This is a genomic window from Bacillus sp. FSL L8-0167 (assembly GCF_038630295.1).
GTDB lineage: Bacteria > Bacillota > Bacilli > Bacillales > Bacillaceae > Bacillus > Bacillus safensis.
Genome location: NZ_CP152027.1, coordinates 2,598,670 through 2,621,428 on the forward strand (window position 1 = coordinate 2,598,670; position 22,759 = coordinate 2,621,428).

The 22,759-nt window shown below is 41.8% G+C and carries 22 protein-coding genes; 4 read left to right on the forward strand and 18 right to left on the reverse strand.

The window, feature by feature from the left end; genetic code table 11:
* Positions 1-22: 22 nt before the first annotated feature.
* From pfkA to dnaE, 5 genes are all read right to left on the reverse strand, one after another.
* Positions 23-982 carry a 6-phosphofructokinase gene (pfkA, locus tag MHB66_RS13415; protein ID WP_024424794.1) on the reverse strand — a complete coding sequence of 320 codons (960 nt, stop codon included), beginning with the start codon at positions 980-982 and terminating at the stop codon, positions 23-25.
* 342 nt (positions 983-1,324) lie between these two features.
* The gene (gene accA, locus MHB66_RS13420; RefSeq protein ID WP_024424795.1) at positions 1,325-2,302 is read right to left on the reverse strand and encodes an acetyl-CoA carboxylase carboxyl transferase subunit alpha; all 978 of its coding nucleotides are present in this window, start codon (positions 2,300-2,302) and stop codon (positions 1,325-1,327) included.
* The gene (gene accD, locus MHB66_RS13425; RefSeq protein ID WP_034279640.1) at positions 2,287-3,162 is read right to left on the reverse strand and encodes an acetyl-CoA carboxylase, carboxyltransferase subunit beta; all 876 of its coding nucleotides are present in this window, start codon (positions 3,160-3,162) and stop codon (positions 2,287-2,289) included. The genes accA and accD overlap by 16 nt, the downstream gene beginning before the upstream one ends.
* 304 nt (positions 3,163-3,466) lie before the next feature.
* Positions 3,467-4,699: a malic enzyme-like NAD(P)-binding protein gene (locus tag MHB66_RS13430; protein WP_025092260.1), complete on the reverse strand. Its 1,233-nt coding sequence runs from the start codon at positions 4,697-4,699 to the stop codon at positions 3,467-3,469.
* Between the two features lie 141 nt (positions 4,700-4,840).
* A complete protein-coding gene (dnaE, locus tag MHB66_RS13435) occupies positions 4,841-8,176 on the reverse strand; it encodes a DNA polymerase III subunit alpha (RefSeq protein ID WP_034279637.1) in 3,336 nt (1,111 codons plus the stop codon).
* Positions 8,177-8,313: 137 nt separating this feature from the next.
* Between dnaE and MHB66_RS13440 the strand changes: the two genes are divergently transcribed.
* The 3 genes from MHB66_RS13440 (at position 8,314) to MHB66_RS13450 (ending at position 9,449) form a co-directional block, all read left to right on the forward strand.
* On the forward strand, positions 8,314-8,655 hold the full coding sequence (locus MHB66_RS13440) for a YtrH family sporulation protein (protein ID WP_024424798.1): 342 nt from the start codon (positions 8,314-8,316) through the stop codon (positions 8,653-8,655).
* On the forward strand, positions 8,652-9,155 hold the full coding sequence (gene ytrI, locus MHB66_RS13445; RefSeq protein WP_003216226.1) for a sporulation membrane protein YtrI: 504 nt from the start codon (positions 8,652-8,654) through the stop codon (positions 9,153-9,155). Before MHB66_RS13440 ends, ytrI begins: the two co-directional genes overlap by 4 nt.
* 108 nt (positions 9,156-9,263) lie before the next feature.
* A complete protein-coding gene (locus MHB66_RS13450) occupies positions 9,264-9,449 on the forward strand; it encodes a hypothetical protein (RefSeq protein WP_046312048.1) in 186 nt (61 codons plus the stop codon).
* A gap of 52 nt (positions 9,450-9,501) precedes the next feature.
* Here the strand turns inward: MHB66_RS13450 and MHB66_RS13455 are convergent, their stop codons facing one another.
* Positions 9,502-10,443, reverse strand: a complete 942-nt coding sequence (locus MHB66_RS13455; RefSeq protein WP_046312050.1) for a bifunctional oligoribonuclease/PAP phosphatase NrnA — start codon at positions 10,441-10,443, stop codon at positions 9,502-9,504.
* A 147-nt stretch (positions 10,444-10,590) separates the two neighbouring features.
* Here MHB66_RS13455 and MHB66_RS13460 point away from each other — a divergent pair, with 147 nt between their 5' ends.
* Positions 10,591-10,893 carry a YtpI family protein gene (locus MHB66_RS13460; protein ID WP_003216665.1) on the forward strand — a complete coding sequence of 101 codons (303 nt, stop codon included), beginning with the start codon at positions 10,591-10,593 and terminating at the stop codon, positions 10,891-10,893.
* Between the two features lie 37 nt (positions 10,894-10,930).
* Here the strand turns inward: MHB66_RS13460 and MHB66_RS13465 are convergent, their stop codons facing one another.
* The 12 genes from MHB66_RS13465 to MHB66_RS13520 form a co-directional block, all read right to left on the reverse strand.
* On the reverse strand, positions 10,931-12,253 hold the full coding sequence (locus tag MHB66_RS13465) for a CBS domain-containing protein (protein ID WP_034279630.1): 1,323 nt from the start codon (positions 12,251-12,253) through the stop codon (positions 10,931-10,933).
* A gap of 148 nt (positions 12,254-12,401) precedes the next feature.
* Positions 12,402-13,085 (reverse strand): metal-dependent hydrolase, encoded by a 684-nt coding sequence (locus MHB66_RS13470; RefSeq protein ID WP_041115017.1) that lies wholly within the window; start codon positions 13,083-13,085, stop codon positions 12,402-12,404.
* A gap of 67 nt (positions 13,086-13,152) precedes the next feature.
* Positions 13,153-13,908 carry an SDR family oxidoreductase gene (locus MHB66_RS13475; RefSeq protein WP_034279624.1) on the reverse strand — a complete coding sequence of 252 codons (756 nt, stop codon included), beginning with the start codon at positions 13,906-13,908 and terminating at the stop codon, positions 13,153-13,155.
* 95 nt (positions 13,909-14,003) lie between these two features.
* On the reverse strand, positions 14,004-14,909 hold the full coding sequence (locus tag MHB66_RS13480; RefSeq protein WP_046312052.1) for a phosphotransferase: 906 nt from the start codon (positions 14,907-14,909) through the stop codon (positions 14,004-14,006).
* 118 nt (positions 14,910-15,027) lie between these two features.
* Positions 15,028-16,401 (reverse strand): argininosuccinate lyase, encoded by a 1,374-nt coding sequence (gene argH / locus MHB66_RS13485; protein WP_024424805.1) that lies wholly within the window; start codon positions 16,399-16,401, stop codon positions 15,028-15,030.
* Positions 16,398-17,609, reverse strand: a complete 1,212-nt coding sequence (locus MHB66_RS13490) for an argininosuccinate synthase (protein ID WP_024424806.1) — start codon at positions 17,607-17,609, stop codon at positions 16,398-16,400. The genes argH and MHB66_RS13490 overlap by 4 nt, the downstream gene beginning before the upstream one ends.
* A gap of 172 nt (positions 17,610-17,781) precedes the next feature.
* A complete protein-coding gene (locus tag MHB66_RS13495) occupies positions 17,782-18,297 on the reverse strand; it encodes a MogA/MoaB family molybdenum cofactor biosynthesis protein (RefSeq protein WP_024426150.1) in 516 nt (171 codons plus the stop codon).
* 105 nt (positions 18,298-18,402) lie between these two features.
* Positions 18,403-19,587, reverse strand: coding sequence for an acetate kinase (locus MHB66_RS13500; protein WP_024424808.1), 1,185 nt, complete (start codon positions 19,585-19,587; stop codon positions 18,403-18,405).
* Between the two features lie 229 nt (positions 19,588-19,816).
* A complete protein-coding gene (locus MHB66_RS13505) occupies positions 19,817-20,791 on the reverse strand; it encodes a class I SAM-dependent methyltransferase (protein WP_046312055.1) in 975 nt (324 codons plus the stop codon).
* 88 nt (positions 20,792-20,879) lie between these two features.
* On the reverse strand, positions 20,880-21,380 hold the full coding sequence (gene tpx / locus MHB66_RS13510) for a thiol peroxidase (RefSeq protein WP_024424810.1): 501 nt from the start codon (positions 21,378-21,380) through the stop codon (positions 20,880-20,882).
* 112 nt (positions 21,381-21,492) lie between these two features.
* Positions 21,493-21,945 (reverse strand): GerW family sporulation protein, encoded by a 453-nt coding sequence (ytfJ, locus tag MHB66_RS13515; RefSeq protein ID WP_007501733.1) that lies wholly within the window; start codon positions 21,943-21,945, stop codon positions 21,493-21,495.
* A gap of 14 nt (positions 21,946-21,959) precedes the next feature.
* A complete protein-coding gene (locus MHB66_RS13520; protein WP_046312057.1) occupies positions 21,960-22,667 on the reverse strand; it encodes a DUF2953 domain-containing protein in 708 nt (235 codons plus the stop codon).
* Positions 22,668-22,759 lie beyond the last annotated feature (92 nt).

Consider the following 22,759-nt stretch of genomic DNA (forward strand, 5'->3'; position numbering starts at 1 on the left):
TTCCTCCTAAGGTCTTCTCGTTTTATATAGAGAGCTCTTGTGAAAGTCGGTACATATTTTTATCGACTGTATGTTTTTTATCTAAGATTTCTAAAATATCGTGATGAACGAGTTCATTGCTTTGAATGCCTACACAGCGTCCGCCTTGTCCTTCGAGAAGAAGCTCGACTGCATATGCTCCTAAACGGCTTGCCAGTACACGGTCAAACGCACTCGGAGAACCTCCGCGCTGAATATGCCCTAAGACAGATACACGTGTTTCAAGGCTTGTCTCCTCTTCAATCCGCTTACCAAATTCAACACCGCTGCCTACGCCTTCTGCAACGATGATGATACTATGCTTCTTGCCGCGTTCGTGACCTCTTCTTAACCTAGCAATAATTTCGTCCATGTCATAGTCTGCTTCAGGAATCAAAATAGATTCGGCTCCGCCCGCAAGACCTGACCAAAGAGCAATATCACCAGCATGTCTTCCCATTACTTCCACTACGTATGTACGTTCATGAGATGTGGCTGTATCACGAATTTTATCAATGGCATCAATGACAGTATTCAGTGCTGTATCAAAGCCAATAGTGAAATCAGTACCTGGAATATCGTTGTCAATCGTGCCTGGAACACCTACACATGGAAAACCGAGCTCTGTTAATTTCTTCGCTCCCATAAATGACCCGTCTCCACCAATGACTACAAGTCCTTCAATACCGAATTTTTTTAAGTTTTCAATTCCTTTTTCACGACCTTCAACTGTCTTGAATTCAGGACATCTTGCCGTGTAAAGTTTTGTTCCTCCACGATGAATGATATCGCCTACTGAACCTATTTCGAGTTTCTCAATTTTACCGTTAATTAGACCTGAGTATCCATTATAAATACCGTAAACTTCAACATTATGGTAAATTGCTTTCCTTACAACTGCGCGCACAGCTGCATTCATTCCTGGGGAATCCCCACCGCTTGTTAAAACTCCTATACGCTTCATCTTTTTCACCTCAGAGACCATATATGAATTAAACATACCATTTCCACTGCTTGAAAACAATCATGAGCAAATTTGGATGTTTTCAATACGAATTTCTAAAACCGTACTTATTATACAATTAAATAAACCGTTTTTAAACAAAAGTTAAGAACGTCATGAAAGCAAATCTCTCTGAAATATGTGAAGGGAGTTGCTATAAACCTTATCATATCAAGGTTTTCAGACGTTTCAAATTTTATGAAAACAAAAGAAAATTATTTTCAAATAGCGCTTACATGAAGTCGGTTTTCATGAAAAAAGATGAAAAAAAATAAACGCCAGCCAAAATGGCTGTACGTTTATTTAGTTTACCCCAATATATTGATTTTCAATCGATACTTTCCCGATTGCTTTATATTTTTCATATCTTTGTTCGACTAGTTCTTCAGGTGTTAGTTTGAGCAAAGATGTAAGTGACTGTTTTAATGTTTTTTCCATGTAAGCTGCTTGTTGTTTCACGTCTCGATGTGCTCCACCTTGCACTTCTTTAATAACATCATCTATAATATCTAATTCTTTTAGGTCTGGAGCGGTAATTTTCATTGATTCTGCAGCTTTTTTCGCAAGTGATGAGTCCTTCCAGAGCAGCGCTGCTGCACCTTCAGGTGAAATCACTGAATACGTTGAGTTTTCTAGCATGAATAGGTGGTTTCCTACGCCTAAGCCTAGTGCGCCGCCGCTTCCGCCTTCTCCAATGACAATACAGACAACTGGTACACGAAGTCCTGCCATTTCAAATAGGTTTTTCGCAATTGCTTCACTTTGTCCGCGCTCTTCAGCTGCTTTACCAGGATAAGCTCCTTTTGTATCAATAAAGCAAATGATCGGGCGATTAAATTTATCTGCTTGTTTCATCAAGCGCAGCGCTTTACGATAGCCTTCTGGATGAGGCATTCCGAAATTACGGCGCAAGTTTTCTTTTGTATCTTTACCGCGCTGATGGCCAATAACAGTGACAGGAAGCCCTTTAAACGTGGCAATTCCTCCAACGATCGCTTCATCATCACCATAAAAACGGTCACCGTGACATTCGAAAAAGTTGTCAAACAGCTCTTGAATGTAATCGAGAGTTGTTGGGCGCATCGCATGCCGAGCAATCTGCACTCTGTCCCACGGCTTTAAATTTGTATAAATGTCTGCTTCAAGCTTGCTCAGACGTGTTTCAAGGCGCTCAATTTCTGCACTTAAATCCATTTCTGAGTTTTGTGTGAACTTTTTCAGTTCATCAATTTTCGCTCGAAGTTCAATGACAGGTTTTTCAAATTCTAGTTCTCCAGCCACTCTCGTTCACCTCCTGTGCTGTGTAGTGCTAAGATTCGGCCTAGTGTTTCTTTCATTTCTGCACGATGGATGACAGCATCAAGCTGTCCATGCTTCATTAAAAATTCAGCCGTCTGGAAGTCCTCTGGCAGGTCTTCACGAATCGTTTGTTCAATGATTCTTCGTCCTGCAAAACCAATTAAAGCACCAGGTTCTGCAAAATTGTAATCACCGAGAGACGCAAAACTAGCTGATACACCGCCAGTTGTTGGGTTCGTCATCACAGAGATAATCAAACCTTGATCCTCGCTGAACAGTTTTAATGCTGAACTTGTTTTTGCCATCTGCATGAGACTAAGAATTCCCTCTTGCATTCTCGCTCCGCCAGATGCAGTAAAGATAATAAAAGGCACCTTGTCCGCTTTTGCTTTCTCGATCGCCAGCGTGATCTTTTCACCAACAACGGATCCCATGCTGCCCATACGGAACGTGGCATCCATGACAGCAATCACAGCACTTTGGCCTTCAATTTCACCTTTACCTGTGACAATGGCTTCATTCAAAGATGTCTTTTCTCTGTCTTTCTCAAGCTTTTCTTCGTAGCCTGGGAAACCGAGCGGGTTTGCTGAAATGAGGTGCCCGTTAAATTCTTCAAATGTGCCTTCATCTACAAGGCTTTCAATACGCTGTTTTGCATTCATTTGCAAATGTCTGCCGCAATTCATACAAACACGTAAATTTTTATCTAGTTCTTTGGTGAGCATTATTTTTTTACATTGCGGACATTTGGTCATGATGCCTTCAGGCACATCTTGACTTGCCTGTTCAGAGGGTACAGATGCATATTTTTTCTTTTTACTGAAAATATTCTTGATTGACAAATGACTACCTCCCTTTTTGAAGGGTTTTTTCTTTACACGCACATCCACTATTATAGGACATGTCATAACTGTACCGAAACTATTGTACTTTTTTTGTCAAACGCTGTCATCCTTCATTCAATTTTTTCAGTGGGGAATTGATGAGAAATGAGTATGTGTTTGGGGCGCTGAGCAGTTGATATGTTTGAATTGTGAACGTCTACAAAAAAATCTCATTCCGGATGAAAAATTTTTCGCATAAGAGAGGAAATGGTGCACGTTTTTCCTCCAATTTCAGAAAGAACGTGCACACTTTTCCAGTTGATTATTCGCCGATAATCGTTAATTTTCTTGTTTTTTCAGCGACAGCTTCTGGGTCGACCTTGATTCTTGCAACGCCAGTTTCCATTGCTGCTTTTGCCACCGCTTTTGCTACCGCTGGTGCTACGCGTGCATCAAATGGTGCAGGGATGACATATTCAGCTGACAATTCTTCATCTGAGACAAGAGACGCAATTGCTTCAACAGCTGCGATTTTCATTTCTTCGTTAATGTGAGTTGCACGTACATCTAATGCTCCGCGGAAAATTCCTGGGAATGCCAGTACGTTGTTCACTTGGTTCGGGAAGTCAGAACGGCCAGTTCCTACAACACTTGCACCTGCTGCATGTGCATCTTCTGGCATGATCTCTGGATTTGGATTAGCCATAGCAAAGATGACAGGATCTTTTGCCATTTTTCCAACCATTTCTTTTGTTAAAGCGCCTGCTACAGAAACCCCGATAAAGACGTCTGCACCTTCAATGACTTCTTCTAATGAACCTTCTTTGCGGTCTTGGTTCGTGAATTTAGCTACTTCGTTTTTCACTGCATTCATACCGTTCGGGCGGCCTTCGTAAATAGCACCTTTCGTATCACACATAATGATATCACGTACACCGAAATGATAAAGAAGCTTGATAATCGCAATTCCTGCTGCCCCGGCGCCGTTTGCCACTACTTTGATTGAAGACATGGATTTTCCAGATAGCTTCAGTGCATTCACAAGTCCTGCTACTGTCACAATGGCTGTTCCGTGCTGATCATCGTGGAAAACTGGAATGTTTGTCTCTTTTTTCAAGCGCTCTTCGATGATAAAGCAGTTAGGTGCTGCAATATCTTCAAGGTTCACACCGCCAAAAGTCGGCTCAAGAAGCTTCACTGTTTCAACGATTTTGTCAACATCGTTCGTTGCAAGCGCGATTGGGAAAGCATCTACGCCTGCAAAACTTTTGAATAATACAGCTTTCCCTTCCATTACTGGAAGAGATGCTTCTGCGCCAATATTTCCAAGCCCTAAAACAGCGCTTCCGTCTGTGACAACAGCGACCATATTGCCTTTCATTGTATAATCATACACTTTGCTTGTGTCGTCATAAATATCTTTACATGGTTCTGCAACACCAGGTGAATAAGCCAAGCTCAAGTCTTTCGCATTTTTCACTTGTACTTTTGATTTTGATTCGAGTTTGCCTTGATTCTCTTTGTGCATATGTAATGCTTCTTCTCTTAATGACATGTGATGAACACTCCTTCAAGTGGAAAATGATTTAATGATTTGCTAAGTTGATAAGCACATACTGGCAGTTTTAAATACACAGAATCTTTAAAATGATAACACAATAGGTGAATTTGTAAAACATATTCAGGCGATTTGTCATCATTTAATCACAACGTTTTGTTCACCGAGCAGCTCTTTTAACTGGAAAATCACAGCATGATTTGCATGAACTTTGTATGCATCTGGAAGTCTCATCGTCTTTTTTTGCTTCTCATAATACAAATAGACATCTGCTTCTCCGCTGTGCATCGAGAGGACTCGTTTTACTTGCTCTAGCAGCTCCTGCGTATGATTCTCTTCTTTGACCCGAATGTAGACAGACTCTTTTCTTTTTGCGTCCATCTCTTCCAGCAAAGCAGCTTCTTGCACGATGATTTGACTGCTGTCATTTCTGACCTCTACTCTGCCTTCAACATAAAGCATGGTGCCCTCCTCAAGTAAGGGGGACAGCTTTCTAAATTGCTCTGGAAAGACGACGCCTTCCATTTCTCCCGTTTCATCCCCAAATGTAACAAATGCCATCGATTGTCCATTTTTTGTCCGAATCGATTTCACTTTTGTCAAAAGACCACCCATTGAGATTTTACGCTTTATATAGGAAGAAAGTCTGATGATTTCCACTGCACCATTCTCTCTTAAGCGGTCTCGGTACGCTTGTACTGGATGATTTGATAAATATAATCCGAGTGCCTCTTTTTCAAATTGCAGGAGGTCAACAAGCGGCATTTCTTCTATCTCCGCATATTTTGGCTTAATGGAGAAGGTTGTATCCCCAAGAAAGTCAAGCTGATCCTCTGGATTTAAAAATGACACGTGGTCTAACGCAATATCTATCGATGCTAATAACGAAGCACGATTGGGATAAAATTCATCCATCGCTCCTGAAAAAATGAGCGCTTCAATCGTTTTTCGGTTGACACTCTTTGGTGATACTCTTGCGCAAAAATCAAATAAATCTTCAAACGGCTTTTCCTGTCTTGCTCTGTATATATCCTTTACAGCTGACACTCCGACATTTTTGATCGCTCTTAAGCTGTAGCGGATCTCCCCTTTTTCAACCGTAAATGGAAACTCACTCTTATTAATAGAAGGCTTCAACACAGATATCCCTTTTTCCTTCGCCTCATAGAAATATTGAGCAACTTTGTCTTCATTTCCAATTACACTCGTTAAAAGACCGCACATAAAATATAACGGATAATGCGCTTTTAAATAAGCAAGCTGAAAGCCAATCATGCTATATGCAACAGCATGGCTTCTATTAAAACCATAGTTTGCAAATTTGACGATTAAGTCATAAACGTCATTTGCAATGTTAACAGGATACTCCTTTTTTAGGCATCCTTCAACAAAATGGCTTCGCTCTTCATCAAGGACCTTTTTATCCTTCTTCGAAACAGCTCTTCTTAATAGATCTGCCTCGCCCAGCTGAAAACCAGCCATCTTCGCTGCAATCAGCATGATTTGCTCCTGATAGACGATGACCCCATATGTATCCTTTAATATGTCATACAAATCAGGATGAGGATAGGAGACCTTGACTCTGCCATGCTTTCGGTCGATAAAAAGCGGGATATTTTCCATTGGACCTGGACGATAGAGGGCATTGACCGCCACGATATCTTCTAAACTAGACGGCTTCAGGCGTCTCAGCACCTGTCGCATTCCCTGTGATTCAAGCTGGAATATTCCAGTTGTATCTCCGGCGGATAACAATTCAAACGTTTTCTGATCCTCGTATGAAATGTCACTAAAGTTAATGTGGACGTTTTCCTGTCTTTCAATCTGGTTTTTAATGGATTCAATTAATGTTAAGTTTCTGAGCCCTAAGAAATCCATCTTTAAAAGTCCAAGGTCTTCTAAATAATTCATTGCGTACTGCGTTAAATACACACCTTCATGGCCGTCTTGAATCGGAACGACCTCTGTCAGCGGCTCTTCGCTCAGCACAACGCCAGCTGCATGTGTCGAGGTGTGTCTTGGCAAGCCTTCTACTTTTAAAGCCGTTTGGAAGACCTTTCGAAGCTCTTCGGATTGCTGAAGCATCGTTTTTAATTCAGAAGATGCAGTCACCGCTTCTTTCAGCGTCGTTCCTGGCTTTGATGGAATCAGCTTGGCAAGACGGTCCGCTGCTTTTGAATCAATTCCCATCACACGTCCAACATCCCTTAAAGCAGCTTTTGCTGCAAGTGTTCCAAACGTGACAATTTGCGCCACATGCATGTCTCCGTATTTGTCTTTTACATAAGAAATGATTTCATCTCTTCTCGTATCGGGGAAATCAATATCAATATCTGGCATACTGATCCGCTCTGGATTTAAGAAACGCTCAAATAAAAGACCGTGACGGATCGGATCGACATCCGTAATAAACAGAACATAAGCAACAAGTGAACCCGCTGCTGATCCCCGTCCAGGGCCTGTGACAATCCCTTTGTCATGCGCATACTTCATAAAATCCCACACAATGAGAAAATAATCACTGAAATTCATTTTTTGGATAATGCTCAGCTCATATTCAAGCCTTTTAACATACATGTCATTTGAAGCAATCTTTCTTTGCTTCATCCCTTCTGCGCACACTCTGCGTAAAAACTGATCTGCTGTTGATTGATCAGGAGTTGGATAGGATGGAAGTTTTGTCTGCCCAAGATTTAAATCGACTTCACAGCGGTCTGCAATCTCCACCGTTCTTGTCAGCAGCTCTCGATCATCTCTATACCATTCCAACATTTCATCAAAGGATTTGAAATGCTTTTCTCCTCGGTCTTCCTCTATCTCTGAAAGCTGCTTACCTGCTTTAATCGCCTTTAAGCACGTATAAGCCATTTTGTCTTCTCGATTGATATAGTGAACATCACCCGTCGCAACAAGAGGAATGTCCGTACTTTGTGAGACGTCCCGCAGTTTGCCGGCGAGCGATTCGTCCTGCTGAAATGGCTGAAGTGCGATATACACATGTCCCTCGCCGAATATATGCTTCAATTGTTTGGCGGCTTCACGCGCTTCTTCTAACTGATCATGCTGCAAAAGCGTTTCAATATACCCAGATGCGCCTGGTGTGATGGCAATGAGCCCGCGGTGATAGCTTTTGAGCCATTTCTCTTTCAATCCGGCTTTTGATTTTGATTTCAGCACACTGCTGATTTTGATCAGGTTTTGATAGCCTTCATTGTTTTTTGCAAGGAGTACCAAGGGATAAGCCTCTGTCTCTTGTTCATCTATGAAGACAGAAGCTGTTAAACCGATAACCGGCTTGATGCCATGTTTTTTACATTCCTTATAAAATTCAACCGTGCCATACATCACATGGTCATCGGTAAGAGCGAGCGCCTTGCAGCCAAGTTCTTTTGCTTTCAGCACAAGCTCCTTTACTTTAGCTGCACTGCTTAACAAGCTGTATCCACTGTGGACCTGAAGATGAACATAAGACATGCTTAATCCACTCCTTTCGTCTAAAGTCATTCTTTCATTATAAAACGCGATGCGATGAGAAACAAATGTTCTTTCTTTTCTGTCCGTTCATACTTGTCCAGCACACGCCATATATTGAATAGAGTGAGGTGGACAAAATGGATGTGAAGGAAGCTTTTATTCCGAATTTTATCAGCTGTTATTTTATCGCCCTTGGGGTCATTTTGGGTGGTGCTATCATAGGCGGTGTTGGTGCGTATTTATCTGGTCAGCCGCCTTTATCCATTATTACTAGTCTTGCCAACCGTTTAAAGATTTGGGCGCTTGTCGCCGCTATCGGTGGAACATTTGATGCTGTTTATAGCTTTGAACGAGGCATTTTCGAAGGAAACACGCGTGATATTTTTAAGCAGATTTTATTAATTATCTCTGCCATGGGCGGTGCACAAACGGGGTATCTCATTATTACGTGGCTCACCCAGGAGCATGTGTCATCATGAGGGTGCCGGAGCTGTATAAACGCCCAGGCTGGCAGCGTTTTTTTGCAGGAATGATGTTTGGTGCGATTGTAAGCTGGCTCATTTTTCTCTTTACATACGGAACCTTTCAGGAAAAGCAAGTGACACTGCTGAGAAGCCAGCAGCATCATATGGACAGTCTGAAAGAACAAATCACACTCTATCGGGAAGATTTGCATAAGTTAAATGAGGATAATAAGAAGCGGCTGCTGATTCAAAGCGTAGATGTTCATCTCGTGAATCGTGAGCAGTATAAAATCCCAGAGCCAGATACGCTAAAGTTTGAAGATCAGGTCAAGGAGGATATCTCAGAAGTCATTACAAAGGATATTGAAAGTGTCTATAAAACAAAGGAATTACTAAAACGGACAGTGGAAAATAAAGAATATACCATTCGGGAAAAGGCATATCGCGCGAAAGTGACAGAGCTGACAATTTATACGAAGCTTTCACTTGAAGTACGTATTTCATTTGCTGAATAAGGAGGTTGTGGAATTTTTATGAATTTCTGCCCTCAATGATCGCTTTTCACGCTTCATTTTTATACACTAAAAGTAGAACGAAATCTTAAATAGAAAGAGGTGAGGACAATGGAGGTTTACAGCTATCGTCAAATGGCACGAGACAAAGCAAGCCGGATCAAAGACGGCATGTGCGCCTATGCTGAGACAGAAATGATGGCTCATTTAATTAAAAAAGAATTAAAGCATCAAAATCTCCAAGCCTATGAAGATTCAACAGACATCGGCTCCTGGTTTATCCCTGTATGCAAGTAACCCTTTTCTCCATGACAAAAAAGAGAGAAGGGACTTAAGTATCCCTCCTCTCTTATGATGATGATTTACATACTTCCTCTAAATCACGCAAAATCTCATCTGCTACTGCCCAATCATAAATGGACGCACCGGCTGCAAGCGGGTGGCCGCCGCCATGATATTTTTTCGCAATGGTGTTAATGACGACTCCTTTAGAGCGGAATCTAACACGAATCTGATCGTTTTCTTCCACAAAAAAGACCCATGCCTTAATGCCTGCAATATTTCCTAGTGTCCCAACAAGCTGTGAGGCTTGCTGCGCTGTTGTTTGGAACGATTCCAAAATTTCACGCTTAATGAAAACAGATGCAACCCCGTTCTCTGACAAAGAAATATGTTGAAAAATATAACCATTTAATTTCACGACATTCAAATCTGTCTCATACAATTGATTGAAAAGATCTGAAGATGAAAATGGATATTCGATGAGTTCACCTGCATATTTGAGTGTCTTTTTCGTTGTGTTTGGGAAAAGGAAGCGGCCTGTGTCTCCTACAATGCCGGCATAGATCAATTCAGCCGCCTTTGTATTCAGCTGATATCCTTCTTCTTTCCCCTCTAAGTACAATTCATAAATCATCTCGCTCACAGAGCTTGCCTCTGTATCCACCCAAAGCAAATCACCATAAGGATCTTCATTTGGATGATGGTCGATTTTCATCAGCTTATCGCCCTTTAAATAGCGCTGATCATCGATTCTTGCTTGATTGGCCGTATCACAGACAATGACAAGGGCCCCTTTATACACGTCGTCTGGTACCTCATCGAGTTCATATAAAAATGAAAGGGATGGCTCAGGCATTCCTGTCGCATAAATATTTTTTTCTGGATAGGTGGCACGCAAGATTTCCGTAAGGCCGCACTGCGATCCATACGCATCAGGATCTGGTCTTACATGTCTATGGATGATGATGGTGTCATATAATGATATGGTTCTAATCAGTTCTTTTTTCATAAAAACTCCTTCTCATGCGATACTCTTTTTATTATTAAATCATAATCTATCGTGACGGAAAAGTGAGGAATAGACAATTTATTCTAGTAAGCAAGCCTATTTACGTTTAAAATAGGGTTGTAACCACTTACAATGGAGGCTTGGCACATGCTTGTTTTGATTGTGTTTATTATTTGTTCTGCCATGTTTTATTTATACTACAAAGCAAAAAATGTCCGGACGAACCGGCCAGTCGAGAAAAAATTCTGGTCGGCGAAATCCAGTATGGCCCTTGGCTGCTTTGTCCTGCTCTTCGGTGTGAATCAATTATTTTTAAACCGCTCGTCACTCGCATTTGTCATCGGATTTATTTTTGTTGCCGTCGGTATCGGCAGTACGTGGGCTGGGTATAAAGCCTACAAGCATTACCTTCCGCTCTTCTTAAAGGAAGGCGAAAAAGATCACGCGTAATAAGGAAAGGGGCGACATAAGTTCGCCCTTTTTATCATTATCCCCTCTCCATCAGCTGCACCATCAGCATCGCTTTGCCTACGATATTCGATTGGTGATAAACCTCCACTTCCAGCTTTCCAAACTTGCGTCCTACTTCTAAAATATTCGGCTTAATCTGGATTGTGGATTCCATTTGGACCGGTTTTAAGAAGTAGACAGAAAGACTCTCGACGATCAGTTCGCCCTTTTTATGAGATTTTAAGAAGCGGTTGGCAGATTCGATTAAAATTTGTGTGAACACCCCATATGAAATGTTTCCAAGCTGATTCGTCATTTGCGGAGTGACCTCGTATTGATAAACCGCATCTGCTTTTGGTTTTTCTGTATCGGTTTCTTTAAACCCTCTTGAGACAACATCATCCAGCTTTTCTCCGACCTGCGGCTGCTTTTGAATCATTTGGAGAGCCTTGAGCACATCCTGACGGCTGATCATACCGATCAACTTCGCATGATCATCCACAACTGGCAGCACCTCAATGCCTTCCCACACCATCATTTGTGCAGCTGAGGCGACAGATGTCTTGCCAATGACCGTCAGCGGATTTTTCGTCATCACTTTTTCAATCGGTGTGGAGCGGTCATGCCCCGCAATATCCTTTGAGGTGAGGATTCCATGAATCTTCATTTGATCATCTGCGACCGGGAAACGGCCGTGGCCAGTTTCATAATTCTTTTCATACCATTTTTCAAGCTTATCCTCTGGTGATAAATACACGGTGCGTTCAATCGGCGTTAAAATATCTTCTACAAGCACAATTTCTTTTTTAATTAATTGGTCATAAATGGCTCTGTTAATGAGGGCCGCTACGGTAAATGTATCGTAGCTTGTCGATAAAATCGGCAGCTCCAGCTCATCTGCGAGCTGAATGATTTCATCATCTGTTGAGAATCCGCCTGTGACCAGCACAGCCGCCCCTGCCTCTAATGCCTGTCTGTGGGCATTGATTCGGTTTCCGACGATGAGCAGGTTGCCAGCAGCCGTATAGCGCATCATTGCGTCCAGCTCCATCGCTCCAATGACAAATTTGTTTAACGTTTTATGTAATCCGGCGCGTCCTCCAAGGACCTGGCCATCAATGACATTGACCACTTCTGCATATGTCAGTTTTTCAATATTTTCTTTTTTCTTTTGTTCAATTCGAATGGTGCCGACTCGTTCAATGGTACTGACGAATCCTTTATTTTCAGCATCTTTGATGGCCCGGTAAGCGGTGCCTTCACTCACTTTCATTTCTTTCGCTATGCGCCGGACAGAGATTTTCTCCCCGACATCTAATGAATCAATATACGATAAAATTTGCTCATGCTTTGTCGCCAATCCCGTTCACCCTTTTTGTTTTCAGCGTTTTCATCTATGTTTCATTATAAGGGCAGGAGGCTTTTAATAGCAATTTGTCTTTTCTTTCAGCAGATGAAGGCAAATAAAAAAAGCCGGCATTTGTGTGCCAGCTTTATTCATATGAGGATTAAATCTCGATTGATTCCCCGCTGTTTAACACATGCCCGACGCCGCCATGCAGGCTGTCTGCAAATGCATGCGGATCCTGTTCAATTGGCGGGAATGTGCTGTAGTGAATCGGAACGACCTGTTTTGCCCGCAGCCATTCTGCTGCGATTCTTGCATCCTCCGGTCCCATCGTGAAGTTATCACCAATTGGAAGGAATGCGAGCTCAATATGATTCAGTTCACCGATCAGCTTCATATCTGAAAAGAGTGCAGTGTCTCCAGCATGATAAATGGTTTTGCCCTCTGCGGTAAATAAAATACCTGATGGCATCCCTGTATACGTAATTGTCTGTGCCTCTTCATCAATGACAGCTGAACCATGGAACGCTTGCGTGAGCTTCACTTTACCAAATTCAAACTCACGGCCGCCTCCAATAGAAAGCGGGTGCGTTTTCACCCCTTGCCAGCTTAAATACGTGGCAAGTTCGAAAGGCGCGACAACAAGTGCATCATTGTTTTTAGCCATTTCAATGGTGTCTCCGATGTGATCTCCATGTCCATGTGTCAGTAAAATGACATCCGCTTTCACATCTTGCGGTTTGATCTCTGTGTGCTTATTTCCATTTAAAAATGGATCAATCCAAATATGGTATCCGTTTGTTTCAATGTGTACAACTGAATGTCCATGATATGTAGCTTTCATGTGAGTATATCCACCTTTCAATTTTTGATCTCATATCATTTATTCCCTCTATAAAAAGCTGAAAAACTTAATGCCTGTGAATCACGTTAAGACCACCTGTTGCTTCAATGACGGTCCCTGTAATAAGATCTGAACGGTCATCGCATAGAAATGAGATGATACGTCCTATATCCTCTCCAGTGCCAGACCTGCCTATCGGCGTTTCATCATCTTTGATTTGACGGGCTTCCTCTATTGTCGATTCTTTCATGTCTCCAACGATTTTGCCTGGACACACCATATTGGCCGTGATGCCATTTTCGGCTTCTTCAATCGCAATGGTTTTCGTCAATGACGCAAGGCCCACTTTTGCCGCTCCAAAGGCTGATCTGTGCATCCAGCCTGGCGCATGGTCTGCACCTTGGAAGCCATAAGTGATAATGCGGCCAAAGCCTTGTTTTCTCATCATTGGGATGACCATTCGGAACAAATGGAATACTGCTGATAGGTTGCCTTCCATCATTTGATACCATTCATCCTCAGAATAATCAGCCAGTTTTTTTCGTTCAAAAATATAAGGGCCAGCATTGTTAATCAGGGCATCAATCCGCCCAAATCGCTCTGCTGCCAGCTCTACCATGTTTTTTAAATCTTCTTTTTTTGTCACATCACCTTGGACAAATTGAAGCTTATCTTCGTACTGCTGTAGTTCTTCTTTCATCTGCCGGACAGCTTCATCATCACTTCGATAATTCACTGTCACAGAATACCCCATATTCAGTAAAGACTCGGTGACTTTCCGGCCAAGTCCTTTAGAACCCGCTGTTATTAATGCGTGTCGCACACAATCTCCTCCTAAAGCAAAGGTTGCAAGTTCACGTGTTTCTTTTGTTATCTTTACTTTACTATAAACCGGCATCTGGCGCACTTATGAACCCTTTATCGATATGAGTCAAACAGTATAGGGTGATTCATCCACTTTTTCAAATCCCATGAGCCATGGATATCGAGCAGCAGCGAAACAAAACGATAGCATTCTCTCACCTCATGAAGCTCGCGAGGAAGCGGGCAAATTTCTTCATAGCCCAATTGAACATTGCGGGCAGCTTCTTTCGTCAAAAGGTATTCCAATGCAATAAAATCAAACGCAGCTGGTCCATATACGACATATTCTGTATCAACTAAACTCATCACTTGATCATCATTTTCAATATATTGAGACGGATCTAAATCAATTAAAATAAGACTGGCTGAATCAGGTGTCCTTAGCTTTTCGATCTTTTGCAGCACAATTTCTGCATAACAGTGAAATTCAGGCTGATCAGCGTAATAGCGGTCTATGAGTTTGGATACAGCCTTTTTTAACACAGCATGGAATTCTCTCAAATGCTTCTTTTCAGCTCCGTAGACTGCACCAAAAAAGTCAGTACGATATGAATGAAGTTGTGCTAGTTTCCTCCCATAATCCTTATAAAAGTCTGATGAACGTCCCTCAAAAGATGTACAAGGTGTTCCTTCTACTTTTTCCATTACATAAAAATGTCTCCCTGCCTTCTTCACTTTACGAACAACTTCTGGAATATGAAAGGAATTCATATGAGACAGCTTTTGATTGATTTGATCGATATGCTCTTGTACAGTACGGTCATCTACTCCATAGATCATCTTGATCCCAAACACAAATTCACTTTCTTCTCTTGCAGTTTTAGGAGATTTGACTACATATTCCGTTTTATCTTGTAAGGAGATCAGCCACACATCATTAACCCGTCCGTCATATTGTTCTCCTAACGTTTTCACTGATACGATTGGTTGATGAAACAAAGCCTCAAGCGTTTTCTTCATGATCTGCTGTCACTCCCTCTTCTGCTTGACGCAGGTATGCTTTCATTTCTCCAATGATCATCAATCTCCTTTTTCCATGACAAAAAAACCATCCGTATAAACGAATGGTTTTGATAAGTTATGCCAGGCAGGCTTTTGCTTTTTCTAAAGCGAGCTGAATTTGTTTGAATCCAGTTCCGCCTGCACTTGTTCTTTTTTCAACAGCAACATATGGGTCAAGAACTGTGTAAATGTCTTGTTCAAAAAGTTCGCTTGCTTCTGTAAATGTTTCAAAAGGAAGATCACTTAGATAGATGCCTTTTTGAATACATGTATACACAAGCTTGCCAACGATTTCGTGTGCTTCACGGAATGGCATGCCTTTTTTCGCAAGGTAGTCTGCCACTTCTGTCGCGTTTGAGAAATCTTCTTTTGTTGCCTTTTTCATGACATCTTCGTTCACTGTCATCGTTTGAATCATGCCTGTAAAAATTTGCAGGCTGCCAGCGATGGTTTTCACTGTATCAAACATGCCTTCTTTATCTTCTTGCAGGTCTTTGTTATACGTAAGCGGCAAGCCTTTCATAATCGTGAGAAGCCCCATCAGGTTGCCATACACGCGGCCTGTTTTCCCGCGGATTAATTCAGCCATATCTGGGTTTTTCTTCTGCGGCATCATGCTGCTGCCTGTTGCATACGTGTCATCGAGTTCAATGAATTTAAATTCTTGCGAGCACCATAAAATGATTTCCTCACAAAAACGTGAGAGGTGCATCATCACAAGACTGCTATTAGATAAAAACTCTAAAATGAAGTCCCGGTCACTCACACCATCGAGGCTGTTTTCGTAAATGTGGTCAAAGCCAAGCTGCTCTGCTGTATATTCACGATCAATCGGGAATGTCGTTCCTGCTAACGCTCCGCATCCAAGTGGAGACACGTTAATTCGCTTTAATGAATCTTGAAAGCGCGCTTTGTCACGCTCAAGCATCCAAAAATAGGCGAGCATATGATGGGCAAACGAAATAGGCTGTGCACGCTGCAGGTGCGTATATCCTGGAAAAATTGTTTCAACGTGCTGTTCTGCCTTTTCTACAAGAACCGTTTGAAAAGAAGAGATCAGCTCAATAATATGCTCGACTTGGTTATTCAAATATAAGTGCATATCGGTTGCAACCTGATCATTCCGGCTTCTCGCTGTGTGCAATTTGCCGCCAAGCGGACCAATCTCATCAATGAGCATTTTTTCAAGGTTTAAATGAATGTCTTCATAATCGACTGAGAATTCCAGTTCATCCGCCTCTGCCTTTTTCATGAGCGTATTTAGTCCGTCTTTGATGGCAGCGGCCTCCTCATCGCCGAGGATACCGCATTTATTCAGCATACTTGCATGAGCAAGGGAGCCGGTCAAATCTTCTTTGACTAATTGTTTGTCGAAATGAATGGACGCGCCAAACTCATCGACCCATTTTTCTGGTGTTTTTTGAAATCGGCCTCCCCAAAGCTTTTTCATGCTTTAACCTGCTCCTTTTTATTCACGATGCTGTTTACTTTTGTCGGTAAGCCCCAAAGGTTAATAAATCCTACAGCTGCATCATGATCGAATTCGTCTGCTTTTGTATAAGTTGCTAGATTTTCATCATAAAGTGAATATGGTGATTTACGTCCTTCTACAATGGCATGACCTTTAAATAGTTTCACACGTACAACACCCGTTACGTTCTGCTGTGTTTCTTGTAAGAATGCATCTAGTGCTTCTTTAAGCGGTGAGAACCATAAGCCGTTGTATATTAATTCAGCCATTTTTTGTTCAACGATTGGTTTAAAGTGTGCCACTTCCTTGACAAGCGTTAAGTCTTCAAGCTCTTTATGTGCTTTAAGAAGTGTGACAGCACCTGGGCACTCGTACACTTCACGGGATTTGATGCCAACAAGACGGTTTTCAACGTGATCGATTCTGCCTACACCATGCTGACCAGCGACTTCATTTAAATGAAGGATGAGATCAGATAATGAATATTGGATGCCATCAATCGCTGTCGGTTTTCCTTTTTCAAACGTGATCTCAATGATTTCAGGTGTGTCAGGCGTTTTTTCAAGTGGATTTGTCAGATCGTATGCACCCTCTGGCGGCGCAGCCCAAGGATCTTCTAAAATGCCACATTCGTTACTTCTGCCCCAAAGGTTTTGGTCGATTGAATATGGGCTGTCTAAGTTAATCGGGATTGGAATACCGTGTTTTTGTGCATAATCGATTTCTTCATCACGAGACCATTTCCATTCACGCACTGGTGCAAGAACTTCTAGGTCTGGGTTCAATGCTTTAATGGATACTTCGAAACGAACTTGGTCGTTCCCTTTTCCAGTACATCCATGAGCAACTGCTACTGCATTTTCTTTTTCTGCCACTTCCACTAATTTTTTTGCAATAAGCGGGCGGGATAGTGCAGATACTAGTGGATATTTCCCTTCATACATTGTGTGTGCTTGTAATGCAGTGAGCGCAAACTCTTCAGCAAATTCTTCTTTTGCGTCAATCATGTATGATTGAACAGCTCCGACTTGAAGTGCTTTTTGTTGAACGAATGCTAAATCTTTTCCTTCACCTACGTCCAGGCAGCAAGCAACGACTTCGTATCCTTGCTCTTGTAACCATTTAACTGCAACAGAGGTATCAAGACCTCCGGAATATGCTAATACGACTTTTTTATTTTGTGACATGATTGAAAAGCTCCTCTCGCTTGTTTTGATTCTGTGAATGTTTTTGCATAAAAATAAGTTTTAATTTATAAACATGCATTTAGTATGTATACACTGTAACAAGGAAAAATTGTTTTTTCAACCCCTTTATGAAAAAAACTCTGCCAAATTTTCTTGGCAGAGTCATTTTGGGCTATTTTTGATCCTTTTCAAGCTCTCGTAAGACATGAGGAAGCTCTGGAATCACGAGTTTGGTCATGGCTAAACGAACGGCTCCGGTAGATCCCGGCGTGGCAAAGACAGCCTTTTGATTGACGACCCCTGCCGTTGCCCTGGATAAAATAGCAGCTGAACCTATGTCTTCTGTATAACTGAGCATGCGGAAGATTTCGCCAAAGCCAGGCAGTTCCTTGGAAAAAAGAGGGGTGATCGCTTCAATGGTCACATCCCTTGCAGCAATCCCTGTGCCGCCATTTAACAAGACGGCATCTATTTTCGGTTCGCTTGTTCCTTCCAGCACAGCGTCTTGAATCGATCCTATATCATCTTTTACAATATCGTATGCAAGAACAAGATGTCCCTGTTCTTTGAGCAAATCAATCATCAGACGGCCGCTTTTATCTGTATCTTTCGTTCTTGTATCACTGACCGTAATGACTTTCACATAAAGCCTTTCTTTCGCCTCACGTTTATGTTCTGTCACGCTCATCTTTCGCACCGCTCCCTTTTGCTTCGTATTGGACAACATTATAGCATGCTGCTTTTAACAGAAAAAAGCTCTTTTCCTTATTGGAAAAGAGCTTCTCAAACTTGATTACGCTAAACGCATAACGTCTCTTGCAATCATTACTTCTTCGTTTGTAGGGATGACAATTACTTTTACAGGTGAGTGCGGGTAGCTGATGAATGCTTCTTCGCCTCTCATGTTGTTTAGGGATGGATCCCAGTAAACGCCCATGAATTCTAGACCACGAAGTACACGTGCTCTTACTTCTGAACTGTTTTCACCGATTCCAGCTGTGAAGATGATCGCATCTACGCCATTCATTCTTGCTGCATAAGAACCGATATATTTATGAATACGACTCGCAAAAATATCAAGAGCAACTTCTGCACGGTCGTTTCCTTCTTCTGTTGCTTCTTCGATATCACGAAGGTCACTTGACAGACCAGACACACCTAAAAGACCACTCTTCTTATTCAAAGTAGAAAGCACTTCTTCAGCAGTATGTCCTGTTTTTTCCATAATAAATGGAATAAGGGCAGGGTCAATGTTACCAGAACGTGTACCCATTGCAACACCAGCAAGTGGTGTAAAGCCCATAGATGTATCGATTGATTTTCCGCCTTCAACTGCTGCGATACTCGCACCATTTCCAAGGTGGCAAGAAATCAGACGAAGCTCTTCTAGTGGACGGCCTAATAGCTCTGCTGCACGCTCTGTAACGAACTTGTGGCTTGTCCCGTGGAATCCGTATTTACGAATACCAAAGTTTTTGTAGTAGTCGTACGGAAGGCTGTATAGGTAAGACTGCTCTGGCATAGTTTGGTGGAATGCTGTATCGAACACAGCAACCGCTGGTACGTCAGGCAGAATTTGTTTGAATGCTTTGATTCCTACAACGTTTGCAGGGTTGTGAAGTGGTGCAAGCTCTGAAAGCTGATCAATGTCATTGATCACTTCATCAGTTAAAAGAACAGAATCGCTGAATTTCTCTCCGCCGTGAACAACGCGGTGTCCTACGCCATCAATTTCATTAAAGTCTTTGATGATGTGAAATTCAGTTAGTTTTTCAAGCAGCATTTTGACCGCTACTGCGTGATCTGGAATATCTGTCACTTCTGTTTTCTTTTCTCCATCTACAGAGATCGTGAAGATACTGTTGTCCATTCCGATTCTTTCAACAAGCCCTTTTGTTAAAACGGTTTCTTCTGGCATGTCGAACAATTGGAATTTAAGAGATGAGCTTCCTGCGTTGATTGCAATAATTTTGGACATTACTGTCGCTCCTTTTACTCAGTTGTTATATAAGGTTTCACGTTTTTTCCGGTGCTATATTCAACCTGTTTGACGGGTCTTTTATAGTTTAACGATAAGTCCGAAAAATATCTGACTTTTTCATTTAAACATTGAAAACTTTGCATTTCAAGTGTACCTTCAAACTGTTATCGCTTACATCAATAAGTCGTTATTTTCTGAATAGTAAAATAGCCAGAAATCACTCTGGCTATTGTTTCGTTTCTTTTTCTTCTATAAACCACTGGTCTAGTTTTCTCATCACACCGACCATTGCTTCCTTCTGTGAGAAAGATGGAAGATTGGCAAACAGCATTCGTTTTGGTGCTTCCAGCCCTTCTTTTTTCTTTTGCATCACAAATAAGCTTTTGGCGTGTTTTTTATCCTTAAACATGGACACTGGCAGCTGAATTAACGCATTCATATACGCATGATCTTTGATGAAATCCTTTAATTGTACGCTCTCTTTTCCTTCAAACAAATCATTTGGAATGATGAAGAATAAGAAGCCGCCTTCTTTTGTGTAGCGAAGGCTTTGTTCAATGAATAAATAATGGGCAAAGGCATGTCCTTCTTTTGCCTTTAATTCAAAGTCTGCTGCACGCTCATCATTTGGATAATAGCCGACTGGGAGACTGCATACAGTGACATCTGCCGGTGAGATCAGAAGCGGCTCAAGACTGTCCTGGTGGAAAAGCTCAACTTCTTTCTCCTCTAAATTCGCCTGCGCCCAAGCAATTTTAATGAGCACATCATCAATTTCAGATGCAAAGCCGCGTTTTGTTTCTGCAGTGAGATTATTTAAAACAGCAAGAAGTAAGTTTCCTGTTCCCGCTGCTGGATCAAAGACTACAAGCTCTTTTTGACCATCTAAAAATTTGTTCACCAAATAGCTGACAAACAGTCCAATCGTATCTGGTGTCATCTGGCGATTTGGATGAGAAATATCCTTTTGACCTTTCAATACGGCGAGCTGAAACGCTTTACGAATCTGCTCATGATCATAAGAAGCAAAAACTGCTTTCTCTATCAAATCCTTTAATAAACCGTTTCGATCATTTGCTTGGAAAAAGGCTTCTCCTGCTTCTGCCAATGCTTCAATATAAGAAATGCTCTGTTCCTTTTTTAATCGAATAGAAGCTGTATCGAGCAGTTCAAAAATCGTACTTACTTGATCTTTCTGCAATGCTTTTCTCTCCTCGCTTTGTTAAAAGCTATATGTTCTCATTGAAAAGAGCCCCAGGATGAAGCCGGAGCTCTTGTCGATGCTGCTTTTATAACAGTGATTTTGCAGCTTCAATGGCTTTTTCATAATTTGGGTGATTCGTTGCTTCACTTACGTATTCAGTGTAAACCACTTTTCCGTTAGGGTCTAATACGAAGACTGCGCGCGCCAATAAACGCAATTCTTTCATATACACTCCGAATGCTTCACCAAATGACATATCTCTGTGATCAGATAATGTTTCGACATTTTCAATTCCGTTTGCTCCGCACCAGCGTGCTTGTGCAAATGGAAGGTCTGCACTAATCGTATAAATATTGACAGGACCTAAACCCGCTGCCTCTTCATTGAAACGTCTTGTTTGTGCGTCACACACACCTGTATCAATAGAAGGAATCACTGAGATGATCGTCACTTTTCCTGCTAAATCAGAAAGTGAAACTTCTCCAAGTGAGTTCGTTAATACCGTAAAATCAGGAGCCTGCTCGCCTACTTTTACTTCATTTCCTACAAGCGTGACAGGACTTCCTTTAAATGTGATCGATGCCAAAACAATTCCTCCCTTTTCAAATGTATGGTTCTATCATAGTAGAGAAAGCAAAAAACTGCAAAGCCTAATCGTCCATTTTGCAAAAAAAGTTAACTGCAGCGCAGCTAACTTTTTAAAGGTCTATGTCATCTAGTTTTCGTTCTTTGTGACGGTGCTCCCGCTCATCCTTCTTAAACATGTGCTGAAGACGTTCAATTGCTTGAGGAGCAGAATCCAATATTTTATCGAGCAGATGGGTGTGTTCATCCAAATGAAGCATTCGAACTCCGTTTGTTCCTACAATTAAGAAGGCGATTGGTGTAATCGACACCCCGCCGCCGCTTCCGCCGCCAAATGGGAGTCTCGGCTCTTTTCGTTCCTGTTCATCAGAACGCTTTTCTTTCTTTTGGTTCCCGTTAAATTCACTGCCGCCGGCTGCAAATCCAAAACCAACCTTTGACACAGTGAGAATGACACTGCCGTCAGGGGTTTCGACTGGATCGCCGATGATTGTATTCACATCTATCATTTCTTTTAAGTTTTCCATCGCTGTCTTCATGAGACCTTGGATTGGATGATCTGCCATTTTCGGGTTCCTCCTTAAACAGATGATTCATTCTTCGTTGCTTGAAGAGAGGCACTTTTTCTCGCCTTTCTTCCTTTTAACCAATGGACAAGTAAACGAATGGCTGCAAGCATAGCATGTCCAATACGGAAATAAGCTATACATGTAAACTGAGTCTGTGACACATTGTGTTGAAAGGCCGGAATGACTTCATATATCGGTTTATGCTTAAAGGTGAGATGCTCCTGCATAAAGGCAAGCAGCGCTCCTTTAACTGACCATACACCGCCGGCTGCTACACCTGTTAAAGCGGCGTCTTGAAAGCCGATCCATGTCGACCAGTGAAACGAGTCAATCTTTACGTGGATGAAGAACTTGCGCATGATCCGGTTTAAATCGACAATCTCTTTTGTGATGCGCTCCATTTGATGAAGGATCTGCTTCATATCACGTTTTCCTACTTTTTTATGCATCGATTCTTTTTCGTGATCAGGCGTTTTGGCGCTCTTCATTTTCTTCTCACGAATATCAATCGTTTGGTCTTCTGGATTGATCCTCACCATCGGAATCTCTTTTTTGAGTCTGACCAATCCATAGAAGGTGATGACCTTCAGTGCAATGTGGTCATTGTCGTTTGTATGCGAATAGTCCAGCGAAATGGTTACTTTCATGAAAATCAACAAGATCACAAGAAACAAAAACGCTGCGATCCAAACGTAAAGCACTGTGCTCACTTCCTCCATAACAAATGATGCTTCCCCTACGATTATGGCTCTCATTCTGGATTTTATACCCAATCAACAAAAAAGAGTTTGACCGTTACGGCCAAACTCCC

Coding starts and splice junctions, on each gene's coding strand:
- pfkA (WP_024424794.1), bottom strand. CDS start 982: ATGAAGCGTATAGGAGTTTTAACAAGCGGTGGGGATTCCCCAGGAATG.
- MHB66_RS13430 (WP_025092260.1), bottom strand. CDS start 4,699: ATGTCATTAAGAGAAGAAGCATTACATATGCACAAAGAGAATCAAGGC.
- dnaE (WP_034279637.1), bottom strand. CDS start 8,176: ATGTCTTATGTTCATCTTCAGGTCCACAGTGGATACAGCTTGTTAAGC.
- MHB66_RS13440 (WP_024424798.1), top strand. CDS start 8,314: ATGGATGTGAAGGAAGCTTTTATTCCGAATTTTATCAGCTGTTATTTT.
- ytrI (WP_003216226.1), top strand. CDS start 8,652: ATGAGGGTGCCGGAGCTGTATAAACGCCCAGGCTGGCAGCGTTTTTTT.
- MHB66_RS13450 (WP_046312048.1), top strand. CDS start 9,264: ATGGAGGTTTACAGCTATCGTCAAATGGCACGAGACAAAGCAAGCCGG.
- MHB66_RS13455 (WP_046312050.1), bottom strand. CDS start 10,443: ATGAAAAAAGAACTGATTAGAACCATATCATTATATGACACCATCATC.
- MHB66_RS13460 (WP_003216665.1), top strand. CDS start 10,591: ATGCTTGTTTTGATTGTGTTTATTATTTGTTCTGCCATGTTTTATTTA.
- MHB66_RS13470 (WP_041115017.1), bottom strand. CDS start 13,085: ATGAAAGCTACATATCATGGACATTCAGTTGTACACATTGAAACAAAC.
- MHB66_RS13480 (WP_046312052.1), bottom strand. CDS start 14,909: ATGAAGAAAACGCTTGAGGCTTTGTTTCATCAACCAATCGTATCAGTG.
- argH (WP_024424805.1), bottom strand. CDS start 16,401: ATGAAAAAGCTTTGGGGAGGCCGATTTCAAAAAACACCAGAAAAATGG.
- MHB66_RS13490 (WP_024424806.1), bottom strand. CDS start 17,609: ATGTCACAAAATAAAAAAGTCGTATTAGCATATTCCGGAGGTCTTGAT.
- MHB66_RS13495 (WP_024426150.1), bottom strand. CDS start 18,297: ATGAGCGTGACAGAACATAAACGTGAGGCGAAAGAAAGGCTTTATGTG.
- MHB66_RS13500 (WP_024424808.1), bottom strand. CDS start 19,587: ATGTCCAAAATTATTGCAATCAACGCAGGAAGCTCATCTCTTAAATTC.
- ytfJ (WP_007501733.1), bottom strand. CDS start 21,945: ATGGCAGATCATCCAATCCAAGGTCTCATGAAGACAGCGATGGAAAAC.
- MHB66_RS13520 (WP_046312057.1), bottom strand. CDS start 22,667: ATGGAGGAAGTGAGCACAGTGCTTTACGTTTGGATCGCAGCGTTTTTG.